20 protein-coding genes are annotated in these 17,452 nt (G+C 61.6%); 9 read left to right on the forward strand and 11 right to left on the reverse strand.

Annotation, left to right across the window (positions count from 1 at the left end; translation table 11 throughout):
• Positions 1 to 147 precede the first annotated feature (147 nt).
• Together PGB28_RS16890 and aroB are read left to right on the forward strand one after the other, a co-directional pair.
• Positions 148 to 702, forward strand: a complete 555-nt coding sequence (locus PGB28_RS16890) for a shikimate kinase (protein ID WP_271422701.1) — start codon at positions 148 to 150, stop codon at positions 700 to 702.
• Entirely contained in the window at positions 692 to 1,798 is a 1,107-nt protein-coding gene (gene aroB / locus PGB28_RS16895; protein WP_271422702.1) for a 3-dehydroquinate synthase, read from the forward strand. Before PGB28_RS16890 ends, aroB begins: the two co-directional genes overlap by 11 nt.
• Positions 1,799 to 2,026: 228 nt before the next feature.
• Here the strand turns inward: aroB and PGB28_RS16900 are convergent, their stop codons facing one another.
• Both PGB28_RS16900 and PGB28_RS16905 read right to left on the reverse strand, forming a co-directional pair.
• Entirely contained in the window at positions 2,027 to 2,662 is a 636-nt protein-coding gene (locus tag PGB28_RS16900; protein ID WP_271422703.1) for a DUF1638 domain-containing protein, read from the reverse strand.
• A gap of 67 nt (positions 2,663 to 2,729) precedes the next feature.
• Positions 2,730 to 3,431 (reverse strand): corrinoid protein, encoded by a 702-nt coding sequence (locus tag PGB28_RS16905; RefSeq protein WP_271422704.1) that lies wholly within the window; start codon positions 3,429 to 3,431, stop codon positions 2,730 to 2,732.
• Positions 3,432 to 3,600: 169 nt separating this feature from the next.
• Between PGB28_RS16905 and PGB28_RS16910 the strand changes: the two genes are divergently transcribed.
• Positions 3,601 to 4,686: a PA0069 family radical SAM protein gene (locus PGB28_RS16910; protein ID WP_271422705.1), complete on the forward strand. Its 1,086-nt coding sequence runs from the start codon at positions 3,601 to 3,603 to the stop codon at positions 4,684 to 4,686.
• Between the two features lie 34 nt (positions 4,687 to 4,720).
• Here the strand turns inward: PGB28_RS16910 and PGB28_RS16915 are convergent, their stop codons facing one another.
• Together PGB28_RS16915 and bmt are read right to left on the reverse strand one after the other, a co-directional pair.
• Positions 4,721 to 4,951 carry an N-(5'-phosphoribosyl)anthranilate isomerase gene (locus PGB28_RS16915; protein ID WP_271422706.1) on the reverse strand — a complete coding sequence of 77 codons (231 nt, stop codon included), beginning with the start codon at positions 4,949 to 4,951 and terminating at the stop codon, positions 4,721 to 4,723.
• Between the two features lie 44 nt (positions 4,952 to 4,995).
• Positions 4,996 to 6,012 carry a betaine--homocysteine S-methyltransferase gene (gene bmt, locus PGB28_RS16920; protein WP_271422707.1) on the reverse strand — a complete coding sequence of 339 codons (1,017 nt, stop codon included), beginning with the start codon at positions 6,010 to 6,012 and terminating at the stop codon, positions 4,996 to 4,998.
• Between the two features lie 168 nt (positions 6,013 to 6,180).
• On the opposite strand from bmt, the gene PGB28_RS16925 reads away from it, so the two are divergent.
• The 4 genes from PGB28_RS16925 (at position 6,181) to PGB28_RS16940 (ending at position 8,849) form a co-directional block, all read left to right on the forward strand.
• Positions 6,181 to 6,570 (forward strand): MbcA/ParS/Xre antitoxin family protein, encoded by a 390-nt coding sequence (locus PGB28_RS16925; RefSeq protein ID WP_271422708.1) that lies wholly within the window; start codon positions 6,181 to 6,183, stop codon positions 6,568 to 6,570.
• A complete protein-coding gene (locus PGB28_RS16930) occupies positions 6,567 to 7,256 on the forward strand; it encodes an RES family NAD+ phosphorylase (protein ID WP_271422709.1) in 690 nt (229 codons plus the stop codon). The genes PGB28_RS16925 and PGB28_RS16930 overlap by 4 nt, the downstream gene beginning before the upstream one ends.
• Before the next feature lie 166 nt (positions 7,257 to 7,422).
• Positions 7,423 to 7,911 carry a hypothetical protein gene (locus tag PGB28_RS16935; RefSeq protein WP_271422710.1) on the forward strand — a complete coding sequence of 163 codons (489 nt, stop codon included), beginning with the start codon at positions 7,423 to 7,425 and terminating at the stop codon, positions 7,909 to 7,911.
• Entirely contained in the window at positions 7,908 to 8,849 is a 942-nt protein-coding gene (locus PGB28_RS16940; protein ID WP_408636273.1) for a TerB family tellurite resistance protein, read from the forward strand. The genes PGB28_RS16935 and PGB28_RS16940 overlap by 4 nt, the downstream gene beginning before the upstream one ends.
• A 430-nt stretch (positions 8,850 to 9,279) precedes the next feature.
• Here the strand turns inward: PGB28_RS16940 and tkt are convergent, their stop codons facing one another.
• Entirely contained in the window at positions 9,280 to 11,301 is a 2,022-nt protein-coding gene (gene tkt, locus PGB28_RS16945; protein WP_271422712.1) for a transketolase, read from the reverse strand.
• A gap of 213 nt (positions 11,302 to 11,514) precedes the next feature.
• Between tkt and PGB28_RS16950 the strand changes: the two genes are divergently transcribed.
• Both PGB28_RS16950 and PGB28_RS16955 read left to right on the forward strand, forming a co-directional pair.
• Entirely contained in the window at positions 11,515 to 12,042 is a 528-nt protein-coding gene (locus tag PGB28_RS16950; protein ID WP_271422713.1) for a hypothetical protein, read from the forward strand.
• Positions 12,042 to 12,446, forward strand: coding sequence for a cell division protein ZapA (locus tag PGB28_RS16955; RefSeq protein WP_271422714.1), 405 nt, complete (start codon positions 12,042 to 12,044; stop codon positions 12,444 to 12,446). The genes PGB28_RS16950 and PGB28_RS16955 overlap by 1 nt, the downstream gene beginning before the upstream one ends.
• 85 nt (positions 12,447 to 12,531) lie before the next feature.
• Here PGB28_RS16955 and grxD read toward each other — a convergent pair whose 3' ends face one another.
• The 6 genes from grxD to PGB28_RS16985 all read right to left on the reverse strand — a co-directional run bounded on the left by grxD (position 12,532) and on the right by PGB28_RS16985 (position 17,446).
• Positions 12,532 to 12,894 (reverse strand): Grx4 family monothiol glutaredoxin, encoded by a 363-nt coding sequence (grxD, locus tag PGB28_RS16960; protein ID WP_271422715.1) that lies wholly within the window; start codon positions 12,892 to 12,894, stop codon positions 12,532 to 12,534.
• On the reverse strand, positions 12,891 to 13,127 hold the full coding sequence (locus PGB28_RS16965; protein ID WP_271422716.1) for a hypothetical protein: 237 nt from the start codon (positions 13,125 to 13,127) through the stop codon (positions 12,891 to 12,893). The genes grxD and PGB28_RS16965 overlap by 4 nt, the downstream gene beginning before the upstream one ends.
• 4 nt (positions 13,128 to 13,131) lie before the next feature.
• On the reverse strand, positions 13,132 to 13,362 hold the full coding sequence (locus PGB28_RS16970; protein ID WP_271422717.1) for a BolA/IbaG family iron-sulfur metabolism protein: 231 nt from the start codon (positions 13,360 to 13,362) through the stop codon (positions 13,132 to 13,134).
• A gap of 74 nt (positions 13,363 to 13,436) precedes the next feature.
• The gene (locus tag PGB28_RS16975; RefSeq protein WP_271422718.1) at positions 13,437 to 14,291 is read right to left on the reverse strand and encodes a hypothetical protein; all 855 of its coding nucleotides are present in this window, start codon (positions 14,289 to 14,291) and stop codon (positions 13,437 to 13,439) included.
• Positions 14,292 to 14,308: 17 nt separating this feature from the next.
• Positions 14,309 to 16,468 carry a phosphoribosylformylglycinamidine synthase subunit PurL gene (purL, locus tag PGB28_RS16980; protein ID WP_271422748.1) on the reverse strand — a complete coding sequence of 720 codons (2,160 nt, stop codon included), beginning with the start codon at positions 16,466 to 16,468 and terminating at the stop codon, positions 14,309 to 14,311.
• An 87-nt stretch (positions 16,469 to 16,555) separates the two neighbouring features.
• Positions 16,556 to 17,446, reverse strand: a complete 891-nt coding sequence (locus PGB28_RS16985) for a DMT family transporter (protein ID WP_408636275.1) — start codon at positions 17,444 to 17,446, stop codon at positions 16,556 to 16,558.
• Between the last annotated feature and the right edge of the window lie 6 nt (positions 17,447 to 17,452).

Genomic DNA, 17,452 nt, shown 5'->3' on the forward strand with positions numbered 1-17,452 from the left:
TCATCTGCCGTGTCGCCCGGCGTGCGCATTCGCCGCTCGTGTCGCCGGTGCTTTTTTCTCTCTTATACCTAGCCTTTTCGATGAGTTCACGTCATTCACAGTCAATAAGCAAATATTTGAACACGAAGGGGCGAAATCGGCGAATCCATGCACTGGAAAGTCAAGAAGACAATCGTGATGGTCGGCATGATGGGAGCGGGGAAAACCGCCGTGGGCCGGGCGCTCGCCAACAGGCTTGGCGTGCCGTTTCTCGATTCGGATGCCGAGATTGTGGACGCCGCCAACATGTCCATCGCCGAGATTTTCGAGCGCGATGGCGAGGCGTTTTTCCGGGCCAAGGAAAGTCAGGTGATCGACCGGCTTCTGGACAGCGAACGCTGTGTCCTGTCCACCGGCGGCGGCGCGTTTCTTGCCGAGGGCAACCGCCAGATGATCTCGGACAAGGGCGTGTCGGTCTGGCTCAATGCCGATATCGACCTGCTCTGGAGCCGTGTGAAACATAAAGACACGCGGCCGCTGTTGCGCACGGAAAACCCCCGCGCCACGCTTGAGGCGATCTATGACGCGCGCGTGCCGCTTTATGCCAAGGCGGATCTGCGGGTGGATGCAGACCGCGATGTGACGATCGAGGCCATGGCGGGCCGCGTCATCGACGCGTTGCTTACCCGGCCGGATGTGTTGGAGAAAGTCGATGATAACTGAGGTGCATGTCCCGCTAGGCGAGAGGGCCTATGACATTCGCATCGGCGGCGGTCTACTGGGCCGCGCCGGGGCCGAGATCGCGCCGCTGCTGCACCGTTCGCGCGTGGCGGTGATCACGGACGAAAATGTCGGTGCGCGGCATCTGGACACCCTGCGCACCGGGTTGGCGGCCGAGGGGATCGAGATGGTGTCACTGGCCTTGCCGCCGGGGGAGTCCACCAAGGGCTGGCCGCAGTTTTCGCGCGCGGTCGAATGGCTGCTGGAGCAAAAGGTCGAACGCCGCGACGTGGTGGTGGCGCTTGGTGGCGGGGTGATCGGCGATCTGGTGGGTTTTGCCGCCGCCGTTTTGCGCCGGGGCGTGCGCTTTGTGCAGATCCCGACCTCGCTTCTGGCGCAGGTCGACAGTTCCGTGGGTGGCAAGACCGGCATCAACGCGCCGCAGGGTAAGAACCTGATCGGGGCGTTTCATCAGCCGAGCCTTGTTCTGGCGGACACTGATGTGCTCAAGACCCTGCCGACGCGCGATTTCCTCGCGGGCTATGGCGAGGTGGTGAAATACGGGTTGCTTGGCGACGCCGCGTTTTTCGAATGGCTGGAAGAGAACGGACCCGCGTTGGCCGCCGGGGATGACGATGCGCGCATCTATGCGGTGCGCCGCTCCTGCGAGATGAAGGCCGAGATCGTCGTGCGCGACGAGACGGAGCAAGGCGACCGGGCGTTGCTCAATCTCGGCCATACCTTCTGCCACGCGCTGGAGGCGGCAACGGGCTATTCCGACCGGCTGTTGCATGGCGAAGGCGTGGCCGTGGGCTGTGCGCTGGCCTTTGAGTTGTCGTCGCGGCTGGGGCTGTGTGCGCAGGAAGATCCCAGCCGGGTGCGCGCCCATCTCAAGGCGATGGGGATGAAATGCGACCTGTCCGACATCCCCGGCGATCTGCCGGGGGCCGAGGCGCTGCTGGAGTTGATGGGACAGGACAAAAAGGTCGTGGACGGGCAATTGCGCTTTATCCTCGCGCGCGGCATCGGGCAGGCCTTTGTCACCTCGGACGTGCCGCGCGAGGCGGTGCTGGACGTGTTGCACGACGGACTCTCGTAAACGCCAAATTCTGTCGACAGAATTTGCAAATTTGGGCGCGGGTGGTCATGGTGGTGTCAGGGAATTTGCTGTGGCGCGTCCGGCGAGGGGATGACTTTTTGCTGAGACGCGCTTGAGGGGGCTTTGTGCCCCTCAAGACGCCTTTTCAAGTGTGGTGTGAGTCGCCTGCGCGTCAAGGACAAGCCGCCTTTGGCGGTCGGCTGCGCCGATCCTTGATCCCCAGCCGACTCACGGGGCCAGTTGGGCCAACGACGTCTCAAGTTCCCCGTAGCCCGTAAAGCGGTATTCATAGTCCAGCCCGAGACGCTCGGCACAGGCGCGCGCCTTGTCTTCAAGCGCCGGGTCTTTTGTCTGGGCCTGGTATATCAGCTTGGTGTAATTGCCAAAAATCATGTCACGCAGTTCCGGGTGCCGGTCCAGCCCCATGGGCCGCCAGACGAAGGCGTCGAACTGTTTCACCAGAAAATCGGTGAGGAAAAACGCCGTCATGTCGGCGTCGCTCGTGCGGGCGAAATCGTCATTGCCCTGGAAAAAACTGTAGCAATGCGGGCCCTCGACCATTTCGACGCCCAGCTCCCTGCAGCGCGCTTCAAGCAGTCCGCCGGTGCCGCAATCGGCATAGACGACGAAGATCGTTTCATAATCGGCGCGGTGTTTCTCTACCGCCTCGGTCACGGCCTCGGTGATCTTTTCGGGGTAGAGATGCAGCTTGGCGGGCAGGCAGGTCAGGTCCAGATGGGTCCAGCCATTGGCCGATTTCAGCGCTAGGATTTCCCGCGCCAGCGCACCGCAGGCAATCAGCAGCACCCGCCCGCGGCCCTTTGGCGGCAGACCGTCCTCGGTCAAGGTCACATCGTCAAGCATGTCATGCCCCCATGAAAAAGGCCCGCGCTCCGGGATGGAGGCGGGCCCTTGTCCGAATGGCTCGAGCTCAGCCCGCCAGTTGGTTGTGTTTGCGCGACACGAATTCCTTGGCGGTTTCCACAGCCACTGCAGCGTCACGGCAATAGGCGTCGGCACCGATGGCCTTGCCAAACTCCTCGTTCAGCGGCGCACCGCCCACCAGCACGATGTAATCATCGCGCTTGCCCTGTTCCACCATCGTGTCGATCACGACTTTCATGTAAGGCATGGTGGTGGTCAGAAGGGCGGACATGCCGAGAATATCGGGCTCTTCCGCTTCCAGAGCTTCCATGTAGCTTTCCACCGGGTTGTTGATGCCCAGATCGACCACCTCGAAACCCGCGCCTTCCATCATCATCGACACAAGGTTCTTGCCGATGTCGTGGATATCGCCCTTGACCGTGCCGATCACCATCTTGCCCACGCGGGGCGCGCCGGTTTCGGCCAGCAGCGGTTTGAGAATGGCCATGCCGCCCTTCATCGCATTGGCGGCCAGCAGCACTTCGGGGACGAAAAGGATACCGTCGCGGAAATCCTTGCCGACGATGGTCATGCCGCCCACAAGCGCCTCGGTCAGGATGCGATAAGGCGCCCAGTCGCGTTCGAGAAGGATGTTCACGCCCTCTTCGATCTCTTCCTTGAGACCGTCATAGAGGTCGTCGAACATCTGCTGGACCAGTTCCTCGTCGTCGAGTTCGGAGAGGATGATGTCGTCTTCTTCATCGGACATTGCGCGATTCCTTTGCCTTGGGCTGTGTTGCCCGGGTTTTCATCAGCTTTTGCCGTTTTGTCGCAGACCCACTTGGCGGATTGCGACATAGGGCCACCCGCAACCGACGCGTGATCCTTGCGGCGGGGCGGGAATTGCATTTGTTCTCTTTATGTTCTAATTCTTGAGAATGGATGAGCCGATCTTGCATGTGGACGCGGCGCGACGGCCCGGCCGCGGGGCAACGCGGAACGAGACCGGGCGCTTTGAACGCGAGACCCGGGTGACGGTGCCCGATGGCTGGGACATTGAAGAAGAGCGGCCCATGATCCGCACCGAGGTGACCGAGGAGACGGCGCGCAGCCTGATCACCTATAACCGGTCGCCCGATCTGCCCTTTGACCGCTCGATCAATCCCTACAGGGGCTGCGAACATGGCTGCATCTATTGTTTCGCGCGGCCCAGCCATGCGTATCTGGGGCTGTCGCCGGGGCTGGATTTCGAGACGCGGCTGGTGGCGCGGCCCAACGCTGCCGAGGTGCTGACGCGGGAGCTGCGGGCGCGCAGGTACAAGGTCGCGCCGATTGCCATCGGCACGAATACCGATCCCTATCAACCGGTTGAGCGGGATCGCGGCATCATGCGGGACTGCCTGAGGGTTTTGCGCGATTGCAATCATCCGGTGGCCATTGTCACCAAGGGCACGCTGGTGGAGCGCGATATCGACCTGCTTGCGCCGATGGCGGAAAAGGGCCTTGCGCGTGTTGGCATCTCGATCACCACGCTGGATGCGGATCTGGCGCGGCGGATGGAGCCGCGTGTGCCGTCGCCCAAACGGCGTTTGGCGACGATCAAGCGGCTGGCGGAGGCAGGGATTGGCGTGCGGCTCATGGTGTCGCCGGTGGTGCCCGCGCTGACCGATCCCGAGCTTGAGGCGATACTGGAGGCCGGGGCAGAGGCGGGCGCGGAGGCGGCAAGCTGGATCATGCTGCGCTTGCCCAGGGAAGTGTCGCCGCTGTGGCAGGCATGGCTGGCCGAGCACTATCCGGACCGCGCCGGGCGCATCATGGCGCGGCTGCGCGAAATGCATGGCGGCAAGGATTATGACGCGCGCTGGGGCCACCGGATGCGCGGGCAGGGGCATTACGCGGCGCTGATCAAGGCGCGGTTCGAACGGGCGGCGCGCAAGCTGGGGCTTGACCGGGGGCTGCCAGAGTTGCGTTGTGACCTGTTCACACGCCCCGACATGTCGGGGGATCAGCTGTCCTTGTTCTGAGACGGATGGCACGTTCGGCTGGTGGAATGTGCCCTCACCGTAACAAGCGGATCTCTTCGCGGTTACAAAAAGCGATCGTTTGACCGGCATTTTCCACGGCACGAAAGCCGCGCCGGTCCAGTTCTGCCAGGAACCGGTCCATGCCGACGATCCGTTCGATATCGCGTGTCTTGCGCCGGACCACGCCGCCCTGTGCCGCGGCACGCGCGGAAAACGGCGCGCAGAGCCAGTCATCGGGGCGGATTTGGTCGGGCAGGAAGGACATGCCACGACTTTATTCCTATCCTGGTTAACGTCCGGTGAAGCGTTTCAGGCGCGGCGACGGCGACGTTTGCGCGTGGGGGTGGCTTCGCCCGATCCGTCACTGTCCGAGGTGAAAGGCCCCAGCGCCTCAACAATCTGCTCCAGCGTTGGTGTCCCGTTGGCCGGGCGTGTTTCCAGCGCCTCACGCATGGCGCGCAGATGCTCGGGCTTGGTCCCGCAGCAACCGCCGATGATCTTCGCGCCGCAGTCCCGCGCCAGCACGGCGTAATCGGCCATCAGGTCCGGCGTGCCATCATAGTGAATATGCCCGTCGACATATTTCGGGATGCCTGCATTCCCCTTGGAAATCATAGGTATTTCAGGGGATTGCGCGCCAAAGCTCAACAAAGTGCGCAGCAGGTCCGACGCCCCGGTGCCGCAATTTGCGCCAAAGGCCAGCGGCGGGTTCGGCAGGCCCTGCACCAGCGCCACCATGTCAGCGGCGGTCACGCCCATCATGGTGCGCCCGGCCGTGTCAAAGCTCATCGTTCCGCACCAGTCCATGCCGGCCAGCGCAAAGGCCTCGGCCGCTGCGCGGAATTCCTCGGGGGCCGAGATCGTCTCGACCCAGAGCACATCGGCCCCGCCCGCTTTCAGCCCTTCGGCCTGTTCGTGAAACATCTCGACAGCGGCAGAATGCGACAGCGATCCCACCGGCTCCATGATCTCGCCCGTGGGTCCCACCGACCCCGCCACCACAACAGGACGCCCGGCGGAATCCGCCACTTCTCGGCCCAGTTCGGCGGCGATGCGGTTCAGTTCCTGCACCCGGTCCTGCGCGTCATGCAGTTTCAGACGCGAGGCATTGGCCCCGAAAGAGTTCGTCAGGAACAGATCCGACCCGGCATCGACCGCGCCACGATAGAGCGCGCGGATCTTGTCCGGGGCGTCCACGTTCCACAGCTCGGGCGCGTCACCGGACATCAGCCCCATGTCAAACAGGTTGGTGCCCGTGGCCCCATCGGCCAGAAGCCAGTCGCGTTTGGCGAGCAGATCGGAGAGCAGATTGGGGGTGTCGGCCATGTCGGCCTCCGTTGATAATGGTTTGGGAGCGGGGTGCCACAGGTGGTGTCTTGAGGCAAATTCATAATTCTCAAGATGATTATGAGCTTGTGGAGCGATTTGTGTTTAATGGATCATATGATCTTGAAATTTGGGCTATATGGTCTAAATTTTAACCCGGAGGTCCCCATGCTTCAAACCGTTTCTGATCACCATGTCCCGGATCGTCAGGCCATCGCGCTCAAAGCCTTTGGTCGGATTGCCGAGGCGTGGTCTTTGACCCAGCCCGAGGCCGCGGGGCTGGCGGATATGTCGGTATCTACTTGGAAACGTGCGAAAAAGCCGGGGTTTTCCGGCGATCTGACCCGGGACCAGATGCTGCGGCTCAGTGCATTGATCGGGCTCTACAAATCGCTCGAATTGTATTTCAGCCGGCCATTGGCACGGGACTGGGTGAAATTGCCCAACCAGGGCCCGGAATTCGACGGCGCGCGCCCGGTCGACGCAATGATCGCGGGCGGATTGCCGAAAATCCTGCGGGTGCGGTCCTATGTCGATGCGCTTCGGGGCGGCATGTGAAGACCACCGCGCTCAACATCCGCGCGCTTGTCCGGTTGATCTCCGAGACCCATCACAAACCGCCCGTGCTGCGCGGGCTGGTGGACAGTGACGAAGAGGCGGCGATCCTGGCCGAGATCGAGGGCGAAACAAGCGCGCGCCTGATGGCCGAGCGTGAAGGCAGCCCGGGGATCGACCGCCGCGAACTGGCCTTTGCCCGCCGCTCCCATGACCTGAAGCTTTACGGCCAAAGCCATATCAACGCGGCCTTTGCCTATACGCGCCCCACCGGCAACCGCTTTAACAGCGGTGATCGTGGGGCGTGGTATTCTGCGTGGGAGTTGATGACCAGCGCGCAGGAAGTGGGTTTTCACCGGACGCGGGAATTGGGATTCATCGGGGTCTATGAGGACCGGGCGCGTTATGTCGAATTGCTGGCGGATTTCATCGGCGATTTTCCCGATCTGACGGGCGCGACGCATCCCGCGCTCGATCCCGATCCGGCGCGGGGATATCCGGCGGGGCAGGCGCTGGCACAGGACCTGCGCCGTGCGGGGCACCGCGGGCTGATTTACCCGTCCCTGCGCCATGCGGGCGGGCGCTGTTTCGTGGCGTTTGATCCGGGGATTATCCAGAATGTGCGTCCGGGGGCGAGTTGGGAGCTGGTCTGGGACGGGGCACCGGAGTTCAGTATCGAAGGGGTGTGAGGGGGGGAGGGAGATGCATGGTCGGTGGAGGTTGACCAATGTCTGTAGTCAGCCCTATTCAGCAGTTCTGCCTTGCAAGCGATGAAGGACCGGTACAGTCTCCAGTTTGAGCTGTTCAAGAAAATTCCATACCAGCTCACGGGATGTGACAACTACCTCACGGGATATGACAGCTATGGAAACTAATTTAGACGCTCAGCCCAAAACATTTGCAGAAGCACTTCAGTTGGTTCAGGCTACGCCGAGCTTGCGAAAAATTAAGTCATTTTTGGACAAATCAAACCTATCGGCAGACATGAAAGCGCTGTTGTATGATATTGCCAGAGTGACCGTAAAAATAGGCACGACGGTTATCTTTATTGGCCGGCGCATATTCGAGATCGCGTCCGCTTTGGCCTCAAAATTCCCAAATTTGACCATCGGCACTCTTGTGGGGCTGGTTATTGCAACTTTACTCGGCGGCACCCTTGGTGCGATGTCAATTGCAGGCGCAACGCCATTTGCTGGTCTCGCAGCCCTTTTATCAAAGTTGGTCGTTCTTCTCGGCGTCGGGAAAGGCTTCATAGACGACCTGCGCAACAATGCTGCGAAGGCTGAAATGGACCGTGTGTCTGCGCAATTTAATGCTCTTGGCATGGGTTTTGTACAATCATGACCTCCTTGACGAACGAGCAACAAATCCACCTTTTTGACGACGTTGTGAGGGTTTTGGGAAACGAAGACCGGTTCAAGCTGAAGCTCGGAGCGGGGAGAAATACCTTTGCGTCGATCAAAGCAGGAGATTTGATTGGTCGGTTAGTACAGGTCAGCTCTGCTGCAGGGGCCGGTGCGGGTGCTGCCTTCGCAGCGACTGCTCCTTCTTCCACTGTATGGGGAGCTCTGTTGGTTTCTTTTGGTATGACTTCCAATCCGATTGGTTGGATCGTTGGGGCCGCTGCAGCTTCAGGAGGTGTCTACTACGGTGTATCACATCTGTTCAAAACTTACTCTTCTACCCGCGTTGACGAGGTTCCCCGGTTCTTGAATACCGGCTTGGATGTGCTGGCCTCAACGACATTGGACCTTCTTGGTAGTCTTTCCTTAGAAATAGCGGCCATAGACGGTCACATTGACGCTTCTGAACGGGTTGCAATGGAGGAATACTTCGTCGAGGAGTGGGGTTACGATCCTGACTATGTAACACATGCTTTGGATGTCCTGCAGCAGAATGTTGATAAGTCCCTTCTGTCCGAAATGGCAACTTCGCTTGCTTCGTTTGCACACGAAAACCCTGATTGCAATTTTCCGCTCATTCAAGCGGAACTGCGTAAGCTCTTGACAGAAATTGCTGAAGCAGACGGGTATTTGGATGAGCGTGAGGAAATGGCAATTGAGCGGATTGAGTGTGCATTACGAGAGCGCAACACTATTATTTCCTCAACTATCAGAGCGATTTCAGAAGCGGCGACGGGCGTGAGAAATACGACGACTTCAACAGCCCAAACTGTTGGAAAAACGACCTCCACTGCGCTTTTCGGTGCAGCGGATATGGCAGTCCGCGCTCGCAAGGTAACAGCGAGCTATATTAGTGCGAAGATTTGGCCACGCGGCTGACGCCTTGGGGAGGCAAAAAGGACGCATCGTTGTGCAGAGCAAGGATCGCTCCCAAATCGCGTTTTTTTGGGCGGGGCGTATAGAAACGTCTGTAGGCGACGCCTGCAAAGCCGCGGTTCGAAACCTAAGAAGTTTTTGAAGTTTTGGTGCCCTGATGATAGCGGATATGGCCGCACATAGCGGCACCCGCCAATGCGGGCTCCCTGCTGTCATGAGCCGCATCTTGTACGAAGGTCGGCTGTTGCAACACGCCGCCAGCTTTGCAAACCCCGCTCACTGCGCAAAGCGGTCATACGCGATAGCCTATACTGGCACCCGCACAGAGTAACCGGTCAACCTGCTGACCGCTCATGCCGGGCTATCCCCATCCGCACCACAAAAAAACCGGCCCCCGAAGGAGCCGGTTTCAATCCGTTCCGGGATAGGCCGTTTAGCCCAGCAATTCCTTGACCTTGGCCACCGTCGCCTCGGCCGTGATGCCAAAATGCTCGAACAGCTCTTCCGCGGGGGCAGAGGCCCCAAAGCTGTCCATGCCGATGAACCCGGCCTTGGCCTCGCGGCCCCGCTCGCCCAAGAGCCAGCGGTCCCAGCCCGCGGCGCGCATACCGGCCTCGATGCCGACACGCACCGGACCTCCCGGCAGCACGCGCTTGCGATAGGCTTCGTCCTGCGCCGCGAAAAGCTCCATGCAGGGCATGGACACAACGCGCACGCCGATACCTTCGGCCTGCAGCGTCGCGCGGGCCTCCATGGCAACAGACACTTCGGAGCCGGTGGCGATCAGGATCACCTGACGTTTGCCCTCGGCATCGGCCAGCACATAGCCGCCCTGCGCGGTCATGTTCTTGGTCTTGTGTTCGGTGCGCACGGTGGGCAGGCCCTGACGGGTCAGCGACAGCACAGACGGCGTGGCATCCTGCGTCAACGCAATCTCCCAGGCCTCGGCGGTTTCGACCGTGTCGGCGGGGCGGAAGACCAGCGTGTTGGGCGTGGCGCGCGAAATGGCCAGATGTTCGACCGGCTGGTGCGTGGGGCCGTCTTCACCCAGACCGATGGAGTCATGGGTCATGACATAGACCACCGGCTGTTTCATCAGCGCCGACAGACGCATCGCCGGGCGGGCGTAGTCGGTGAAACACATGAAGGTGCCGCCATAGGGGCGCACGCCGCCATGCAGCGCCATACCGTTCATCGCCGAGGACATGCCATGTTCGCGAATGCCCCAATAGACATAGCGCCCGCCGCGGTTGTCCACGTCGAACACGCCCATATCCCCGGCCTTGGTGTTGTTCGACCCGGTGAGGTCGGCTGAACCGCCCACGGTTTCCGGCATGATCGGGTTGATTACTTCCAGCACCATCTCGGACGACTTGCGGGTCGCCACTTTCGGGCCTTCGTCGCTGATCTGCTTTTTCAGCGCCTTGATGGTGGCCGACAGTTTCTTGGGCGCTTCACCAGCCTGCTGACGGGCGAATTCCTTTTGTTTGGCGCCGGAGACCGAGGCAAGACGCGCCTCCCATTCTTCACGCGCGCTCGCGCCACGCGCACCAATGGCTTCCCATTGCGATTTGATGTCGGCGGGCACTTCGAACGGGCCGGTGGTCCAGCCATAGAGCTGTTTGGCGGCGGCCATCTGGTCCGCATCGGTCAGCGCGCCGTGGCCCTTGGACGTGTCCTGCGCGGCGTGGCCCAGCGCGATATGGGTCTTGCAGGCAATCATCGACGGTTTTTTGGATTTCTTCGCCGCCGCGATGGCCGCATCGATCTCGTCGGGGTTGTGGCCGTCGATCTCCTGCACATGCCAGCCCGAGGCCTTGAAGCGCATCACCTGATCGGTGCGGTCCGACAGTGACACCTTGCCGTCGATGGTGATGTTGTTGTTGTCCCAGAACACCACAAGCTTGGACAGCTCATGCCGTCCGGCAAGGCCTATGGCTTCCTGGCTCACACCCTCCATAAGGCAGCCGTCACCGGCGATCACGTAGGTATAGTGATCGACGATCTTGGCGCCGAAACGCGCGCGCTGGATTTCCTCGGCCATGGCGAAACCGACGGAATTGGCAATGCCCTGACCCAGCGGGCCGGTGGTGGTCTCAATCGCCCGGGCAAGGAAGTTTTCCGGGTGACCGGCGGTTTTCGCGCCCAGCTGGCGGAAATTCTTGACCTGATCGAGCGTGATTTCCGCGTCACCGACAAGATAGAGCAGCGAATACAGCAGCATCGAGCCGTGACCGGCGGACAGGATGAACCGGTCGCGATCGGGCCAGTCGGGACGCGCGGCATCAAACTTCAGATGTTTTTCAAACAGCACCGTGGCAACGTCGGCCATACCCATGGGCATGCCGGAATGGCCGGAATTGGCCGCATGCACGGCGTCCAGCGTCAAAGCACGGATGGCGGCGGCCTTGGACCAGTGGTCGGGGAAGGCGGATTTGAGCGCGTCGATATCCAAGGGATCGTTCCTTTCTGGCGAGATTGTGTGCTCAATACCAGCCCCGGTTCGAAGTGCAAGATAGCGCTGACATCGTCCTCTAAGTGCTTGAACTCAAAAGGGGCGCATTTTTCCACAGGGTTGGGTAAACTTGGGCAGAACGTCCTCAGACGGCGATTCGCCCGCACCCGGGGACAGGGGGCGGCGCGGGCCGACAGCAAGAAAGGCGAGGAAATGGCGGATATCGAGGAGCTTCAACGCAGGATAACGGCTGCGCTGGAACGGATAGGAAAGGGCGTGGACACGCTTGATGCGGGCACGGCAGCGGCCGACCCGGACGAGATTGCGAGTCTGGCGGCGCAGGTGGAAACGCTTGAGGAACAGCTCAGCGATGAGCGGGTGACCAATGAGCAACTGACCGAACGGGTCAAAACGCTCAAACAGCGCCTGGAACAGGACGAGGCGACGGTCAAATCCCGCATCGACGCCCAATCCGAGGCCACGGCACAGATCGACCTTGAGTTGCAGCGCCTGCGCAAGGTGAACGAGCAATTGCGCGAGAACAACCGCGCCCTGCGCGAGGCCAATGAGGCCGGGATTGCCGATCCGCATCTGATCAACAAGGCGATGAGCGCAGAGCTCGAAGCGCTGAACGCGGCGCGCGCCGCCGAGATGGCCGAGAGCCGTGCCATCGCGGTCGAGCTGGAACAGCTTCTGGACGGGGCTGCGCCCGCCGCGACACCCACCGAGGAGGACGCCTGATGCCCGAAGTAGCAATCACAGTGGGTGGCCGGACCTTTCAGGTGGCCTGTCAGGACGGCGAAGAACATTACCTGCACGCCGCCGCAAAAATGCTGGATACCGAAGCGCGCGTGCTGAGCGACCAGATCGGGCGTTTGCCCGAGGCGCGCATGCTGCTCATGGCGGGGCTGATGCTGGCGGACAAGACCGCGGGTCTTGAGGACAAGGTCCGCGAACAGGAAGACCGGATTGCCCAACTGGTGGGCGAGCGCGACGCGCTGCAAAACCAACCCGCGCCGGAACCGCAACGGGTCGAGGTGCCGGTGGTGCCGCAAAGCGTGACCGACACGCTGGCCGAGATCGCCGCGCGGGCGGAATCGCTGGCCGGTGAGATCGAGGAAAAGGCGGGACAATCCCGGGAATAAACGATTTCCCTGAAGGAAATCGGTCCGAAATCTTGTGAAGATTTCGGGTGTGGAGCGGGCGGGGCAACACCCCGCCCATCGCACTTCAGCTGTTGGCTTCGCGGATCTTGTTGGCCGCGTCCTTGTCGAACCCAACGCCGTTTGTTTCGAACATCTCGTCCAACTCGCCCGAGAGCGTCATCTCGGTGATGATGTCACAGCCGCCCACGAACTCGCCCTTGATGTAAAGCTGCGGGATGGTGGGCCAGTCGGAGTACTCCTTGATGCCCTGGCGCACCGCCTCATCGGCCAGCACGTTGATGTCCTTGAACTCGACACCCATGTAGTTGAGCACGCCCGCCACGCGGCTGGAGAACCCGCATTGCGGCATTTCCTTGGTGCCTTTCATGAACAGCACCACGTCATTGGCGTCCACGGTTTCCTTGATCTGGTCTTTGACGTCGGTCATCTTTTGTCCTTTGGAATGAAGTGTTTGGCGTATTCCTGCGGATCGCGGGGGACCTTGTAGGAGCGGCTTTGCCCGCCCAGTCCCGAAGAGTAATGCGAATGCAGGGTGTGATATCCTTCGCCCGGTTCCGAGCCGCGTTTCCGGCCCTCATCCTCGGCGATGGCCCGGCGGGCCAGGATGGTGACCACCACAGCGATGGCCACGATCAGCACGAGGATGAGCAGCCAGTCCATTTGCCTAGTCCGGCGCTTTGGTGGTCAGTGCCAGTGCGTGCAATTCGCCACTGTCGAGCTTTTCACGAATGGCGGCGTTCACGGCGCGCTGCTGCTGCACCCGGTTCTTGCCGCGAAAGCTTTCGTCGATCACTTCGGCGGCGAAATGCTGGCCATCATCGCCCTGTACGATGATCTTGGCCTCGGGAAAGCTCTGGCGGATCAGGGTCTCGATTTCTGTTGCGTCAATGGGCATGCGGGGTGTCCTTGTTGTTTGCCGCAAAAGGTATGTCTGACATGGCGCAATGGCAAGGGCGGCCAAGGTGCCAATCAGGGACGGATCAGCGTCACGCCGGGCATTTCCGCGAGCTTTGCGCAGTCCTGGTCATAGGTCCGGTCCAAAAGGCCGCGCTCGTCGTCGCTCCAGGGGTCATAGGCCGGGAACTCCGTGCCTTTGGGGAACCTCTGGAGTGCCTCGCGCGTGCTTTCCTTGCTGACCTCTCCATGCGCGGCGAGCCAGTTGATGGCGGCGCCGGAAAAACCCGGATTGGCGGCGCTTTCACGCAGGGTGACGGCCTGGGCCGCGTCGCCCATCGCGTGTTGCAGCACGCTCAAGGCAACACCCGGATAATCCTCGTAGCGCCAAACAAAGACCGGCACCTCGCTCAGCGTCTGTTGCAGGCGTTTGATCATCCGGTGCCAGCGCAGCCCGCTCAGATCCGTATGGCCAAGATACTGTCGGAAGCTGTGGAAGGCGTGGCCCTTCATGTTTTCCTGCCAGGCGGAGACAAGGAAAGTCCGGGGCGCGCGGATGGCCACGCCCACCTGTACGTCATGATTTTCAAAGAGTTGCACGACACGCTTCACCCGCCCGGGCGCGAATTTGTAGAGCCGGTCATCCTGAAGCAGCATGTTCGGCGCGAGCGAGCCAAGGATATTCTCGTTCATCAGGACGACGCGCTCCGCATCGCCCACATGCTTTCTCAGAAACCCCTCGGCCGCCAGTCGCAGAAGCTCGGGATCGGCCCGCCCCCTGAGCAGGCCCGAGAGCGGCAGGACATCCGCGCCAATCGGCATCGGCCCGATCACGCCGACGCCATGCGGGGCCAGCGCTGCGCGGCTGTCGGTGACCGAACGCTGCAGATGGGTGGACGCGGTCTTGTGCGCGCCGATCAATATGCTCAACCGGCGGCGCATTTCGTTTAGCCGAAGAGCTGTGGCAGTGTGGCGCGGGAGGTGTCGCGCAGATCTGACAGCGGGGCCGAAGAGCCACCGATCACCACGTCCGACCCGGCGAACTTGCCCACCGTGACCAGCGGGAGGTCCGCCTTGCCCGCATTGATCATCAATGCCTCGGCTTGATCGAAGTTGCAGGCAATCAGGTAGCGACCCTGATCCTCGCCAAAGAGCGTGGGAGTGTCAGTGGGGTCCAGAACCACGCCCACATCACCCGCCTCGGCCAGTTCATAGGCTGCCAGCGCTAGACCGCCATCCGAGATATCGGTGCAGACCTTGATCCAGTCGTGATTGGCGCGGATGAAATCGCCCGCGGCTTTCTCGGCCGCCAGATCCACATGTGGTGCGTCGCCATCGGTGCGGTTGAACACCTCGGCCAGCAGCGCGGAGCGACCCAGATGACCCGCACAAGCGCCCAGCATCAAAAGGACATGCCCCTCGCGCGCGGTATCGGTGATCGCATCGTCGGCGTTTTCGATCAGACCCACGGCACCGATGGTGGGGGTGGGCAGGATGCCTTTGCCGTCGGTTTCGTTATAGAGCGACACGTTGCCCGACACGATGGGCATATCCAGCGCGGCCACCGCCTCGCCAATGCCTTTGATCGCGCCCACGAACTGCCCCATGATCTCGGGTTTTTCAGGGTTGCCGAAATTCAGGTTGTCGGTGGTGGCCAAAGGCTTCGCGCCCACGGCACTCAGGTTGCGATAGGCTTCGGCCACGGCCTGTTTGCCACCTTCGAACGGGTTGGCCTGCACGTAGCGCGGCGTCACGTCCGAGGTAAAGGCCAGCGCCTTTTTCGTGCCATGCACGCGGATGATGCCCGCACCCTGACCGGGGATGCGCATCGTGTCGGCCATGACCTGAGAGTCGTATTGTTCGAACACCCAGTTGCGCGCCGAATAGTTGGGCGAGGCGAGCAGCGCCTTGAGCCCGTCGATGCCGTCAATCTCGGGCACATCCGCCAGCGGTTCCGCAGCCGGTGTTTCCACCCATGGGCGGTCATATTCCGGCGCGGTCGAGGCCAGCTGCGACAGCGGCAGATCGGCCTTGCAGGTATTGTTGTGCATGATGAGGAAGCGATCCTCGGAGATCGTCTCGCCCACGATGGCAAAATCCAGATCCCATTTGTCGAACACCGCCTTGGCCTCGGCCTCTTTCTCGGGCTTGAGCACCATGAGCATGCGTTCCTGAGATTCCGACAGCATCATCTCATAGGCGGTCATGTTCTCTTCGCGGCAGGGCACTTTTTCAAGGTCGAGCCGGATGCCCAGCTTGCCCTTGTCGCCCATTTCCACGGCGGAACAGGTGAGGCCTGCCGCGCCCATATCCTGAATCGAGATCACCGCGCCGGTCTGCATCAGCTCCAGCGTCGCCTCCATCAGGCGCTTCTCGGTGAACGGGTCGCCGACCTGCACGGTGGGGCGTTTTTCCTCGATGGTGTCGTCGAACTCGGCCGAGGCCATGGTCGCGCCACCCACACCGTCGCGGCCGGTCTTGGCGCCCAGATAGACCACCGGCATGCCCACGCCCGAGGCGGCGGAATAGAAGATGCCATCCGTATCGGCCAGACCGGCGGCAAAGGCGTTTACAAGGCAATTGCCGTTATAGGCCGGGTCAAAGCGCAGCTCGCCGCCCACGGTCGGCACGCCGAAACAGTTGCCGTAGCCGCCCACGCCCTCGACCACGCCATTCACAAGCTGCTTGGTCTTGGGGTGGCTGACCTCGCCAAAGCTCAGCGAATTCATCGCCGCGATGGGGCGCGCGCCCATGGTGAAGACATCACGCAGGATGCCACCCACGCCGGTCGCAGCCCCCTGGTAGGGTTCGATATAAGACGGGTGGTTGTGGCTCTCCATCTTGAAGACCACGGCCTGACCATCACCAATATCCACGATGCCCGCATTCTCGCCGGGGCCGCAAATGACCTGCGGGCCCTCGGTGGGCAGGGTACGCAGCCATTTCTTCGACGATTTGTAGGAACAATGCTCGTTCCACATGGCCGAGAAGATGCCCAGTTCGGTAAAGCTCGGCTCGCGCCCGATGATCTCAAGGATACGCTCGTATTCGTCCGGCTTCAGGCCGTGGGCAGCGATCAGGTCGGGTGTGATGGCGGGCTCTTGCATGGTCATGAACTTCCCCAGATCAGATTTGCGCACCGTTTACGCCAAGGGAGGCGCGGGGGCAATGCGCCTTTGCAGGGGAAAGCCGCGTCAGGGTGCCGTTATGGCGGGCGGTTTGCGCCGTTTGCCCGACACCGCGTTGCCGATGATCGCGGCCAGAAGGATCGCGCCGCCGATCAGCGTGTTGGCGGTCGCGGTCTCCCCAAGGAAAAGCCACACCCAGAGCGGCCCGAGCAGCACCTCGGCTAGTGACAAAAGCGCCAGTTCCGCCGCCGGTAGGCTGCGTGATCCCAGCGTATAAAGGATCAGCCCCGCGCCCACCTGAAACACGCCCATCCCCATGGCGATGCCGCCATCACGCGGTGTGAGCAGCAGCGGCAGGGAGAGCGACAGGCAGATCACCGTCGTCATGACGATGGCAAACAGTCCCGACAGAAAGACCGAGGGCAGCATCTCGCCCGATTTGCCCCAGCGCAGCGCCACGGTGAAGACGGCAAAGCCAAAGGCCGAGCCAATCGCGGCAAGGCTCCCGGACAGCGCCACGCCGCCGGTCTTGTCGGCGACCATGATGGCGATGCCGCCGATGGCCACGGCGATGGACACCCAGGTCGCCAACCGCACCGGTTCGCGCAGCACGACCCAGCCCAGCACCGCCGCCATGAACGGCGCAGTGGCAAAGAGCAGCATGGCATTGGCGACGGATGTGGCCTGAATGGCGTAGATCCCGCCGGAATAGGCCGCCACCAGCGACAGCCCGGCTATTACGGCCGGAAAGCCGATGCGCCGGATTTGCGCAAAGGGGCTTTCACCCGAGCGGAGGCGGATCACCACATAGAGAAACAGCGACAATGCGATGGAGCGATAGAGCAGGATCTGCCAGACCACGGCGTCGTCGATCAACCGGATGCCAAGCCCAACCGTGGACCACAAGACGCCCGCGGCAAAGACAAAGAGCACGCCGGATTTATGCGTGTCACTCATCTGGGC

Source organism: Primorskyibacter aestuariivivens (assembly GCF_028023675.1).
GTDB lineage: Bacteria > Pseudomonadota > Alphaproteobacteria > Rhodobacterales > Rhodobacteraceae > Marinovum > Marinovum aestuariivivens.

What these genes read in the sequence shown, in the direction of transcription:
- PGB28_RS16890 (WP_271422701.1), top strand. Translation starts at nt 148, where the DNA reads ATGCACTGGAAAGTCAAGAAGACAATCGTGATGGTCGGCATGATGGGA.
- aroB (WP_271422702.1), top strand. Translation starts at nt 692, where the DNA reads ATGATAACTGAGGTGCATGTCCCGCTAGGCGAGAGGGCCTATGACATT.
- PGB28_RS16900 (WP_271422703.1), bottom strand. Translation starts at nt 2,662, where the DNA reads ATGCTTGACGATGTGACCTTGACCGAGGACGGTCTGCCGCCAAAGGGC.
- PGB28_RS16905 (WP_271422704.1), bottom strand. Translation starts at nt 3,431, where the DNA reads ATGTCCGATGAAGAAGACGACATCATCCTCTCCGAACTCGACGACGAG.
- PGB28_RS16910 (WP_271422705.1), top strand. Translation starts at nt 3,601, where the DNA reads ATGGATGAGCCGATCTTGCATGTGGACGCGGCGCGACGGCCCGGCCGC.
- PGB28_RS16915 (WP_271422706.1), bottom strand. Translation starts at nt 4,951, where the DNA reads ATGTCCTTCCTGCCCGACCAAATCCGCCCCGATGACTGGCTCTGCGCG.
- bmt (WP_271422707.1), bottom strand. Translation starts at nt 6,012, where the DNA reads ATGGCCGACACCCCCAATCTGCTCTCCGATCTGCTCGCCAAACGCGAC.
- PGB28_RS16925 (WP_271422708.1), top strand. Translation starts at nt 6,181, where the DNA reads ATGCTTCAAACCGTTTCTGATCACCATGTCCCGGATCGTCAGGCCATC.
- PGB28_RS16935 (WP_271422710.1), top strand. Translation starts at nt 7,423, where the DNA reads ATGACAGCTATGGAAACTAATTTAGACGCTCAGCCCAAAACATTTGCA.
- PGB28_RS16940 (WP_408636273.1), top strand. Translation starts at nt 7,908, where the DNA reads ATGACCTCCTTGACGAACGAGCAACAAATCCACCTTTTTGACGACGTT.
- PGB28_RS16950 (WP_271422713.1), top strand. Translation starts at nt 11,515, where the DNA reads ATGGCGGATATCGAGGAGCTTCAACGCAGGATAACGGCTGCGCTGGAA.
- PGB28_RS16955 (WP_271422714.1), top strand. Translation starts at nt 12,042, where the DNA reads ATGCCCGAAGTAGCAATCACAGTGGGTGGCCGGACCTTTCAGGTGGCC.
- grxD (WP_271422715.1), bottom strand. Translation starts at nt 12,894, where the DNA reads ATGACCGACGTCAAAGACCAGATCAAGGAAACCGTGGACGCCAATGAC.
- PGB28_RS16965 (WP_271422716.1), bottom strand. Translation starts at nt 13,127, where the DNA reads ATGGACTGGCTGCTCATCCTCGTGCTGATCGTGGCCATCGCTGTGGTG.
- PGB28_RS16970 (WP_271422717.1), bottom strand. Translation starts at nt 13,362, where the DNA reads ATGCCCATTGACGCAACAGAAATCGAGACCCTGATCCGCCAGAGCTTT.
- purL (WP_271422748.1), bottom strand. Translation starts at nt 16,468, where the DNA reads ATGCAAGAGCCCGCCATCACACCCGACCTGATCGCTGCCCACGGCCTG.
- PGB28_RS16985 (WP_408636275.1), bottom strand. Translation starts at nt 17,446, where the DNA reads ATGAGTGACACGCATAAATCCGGCGTGCTCTTTGTCTTTGCCGCGGGC.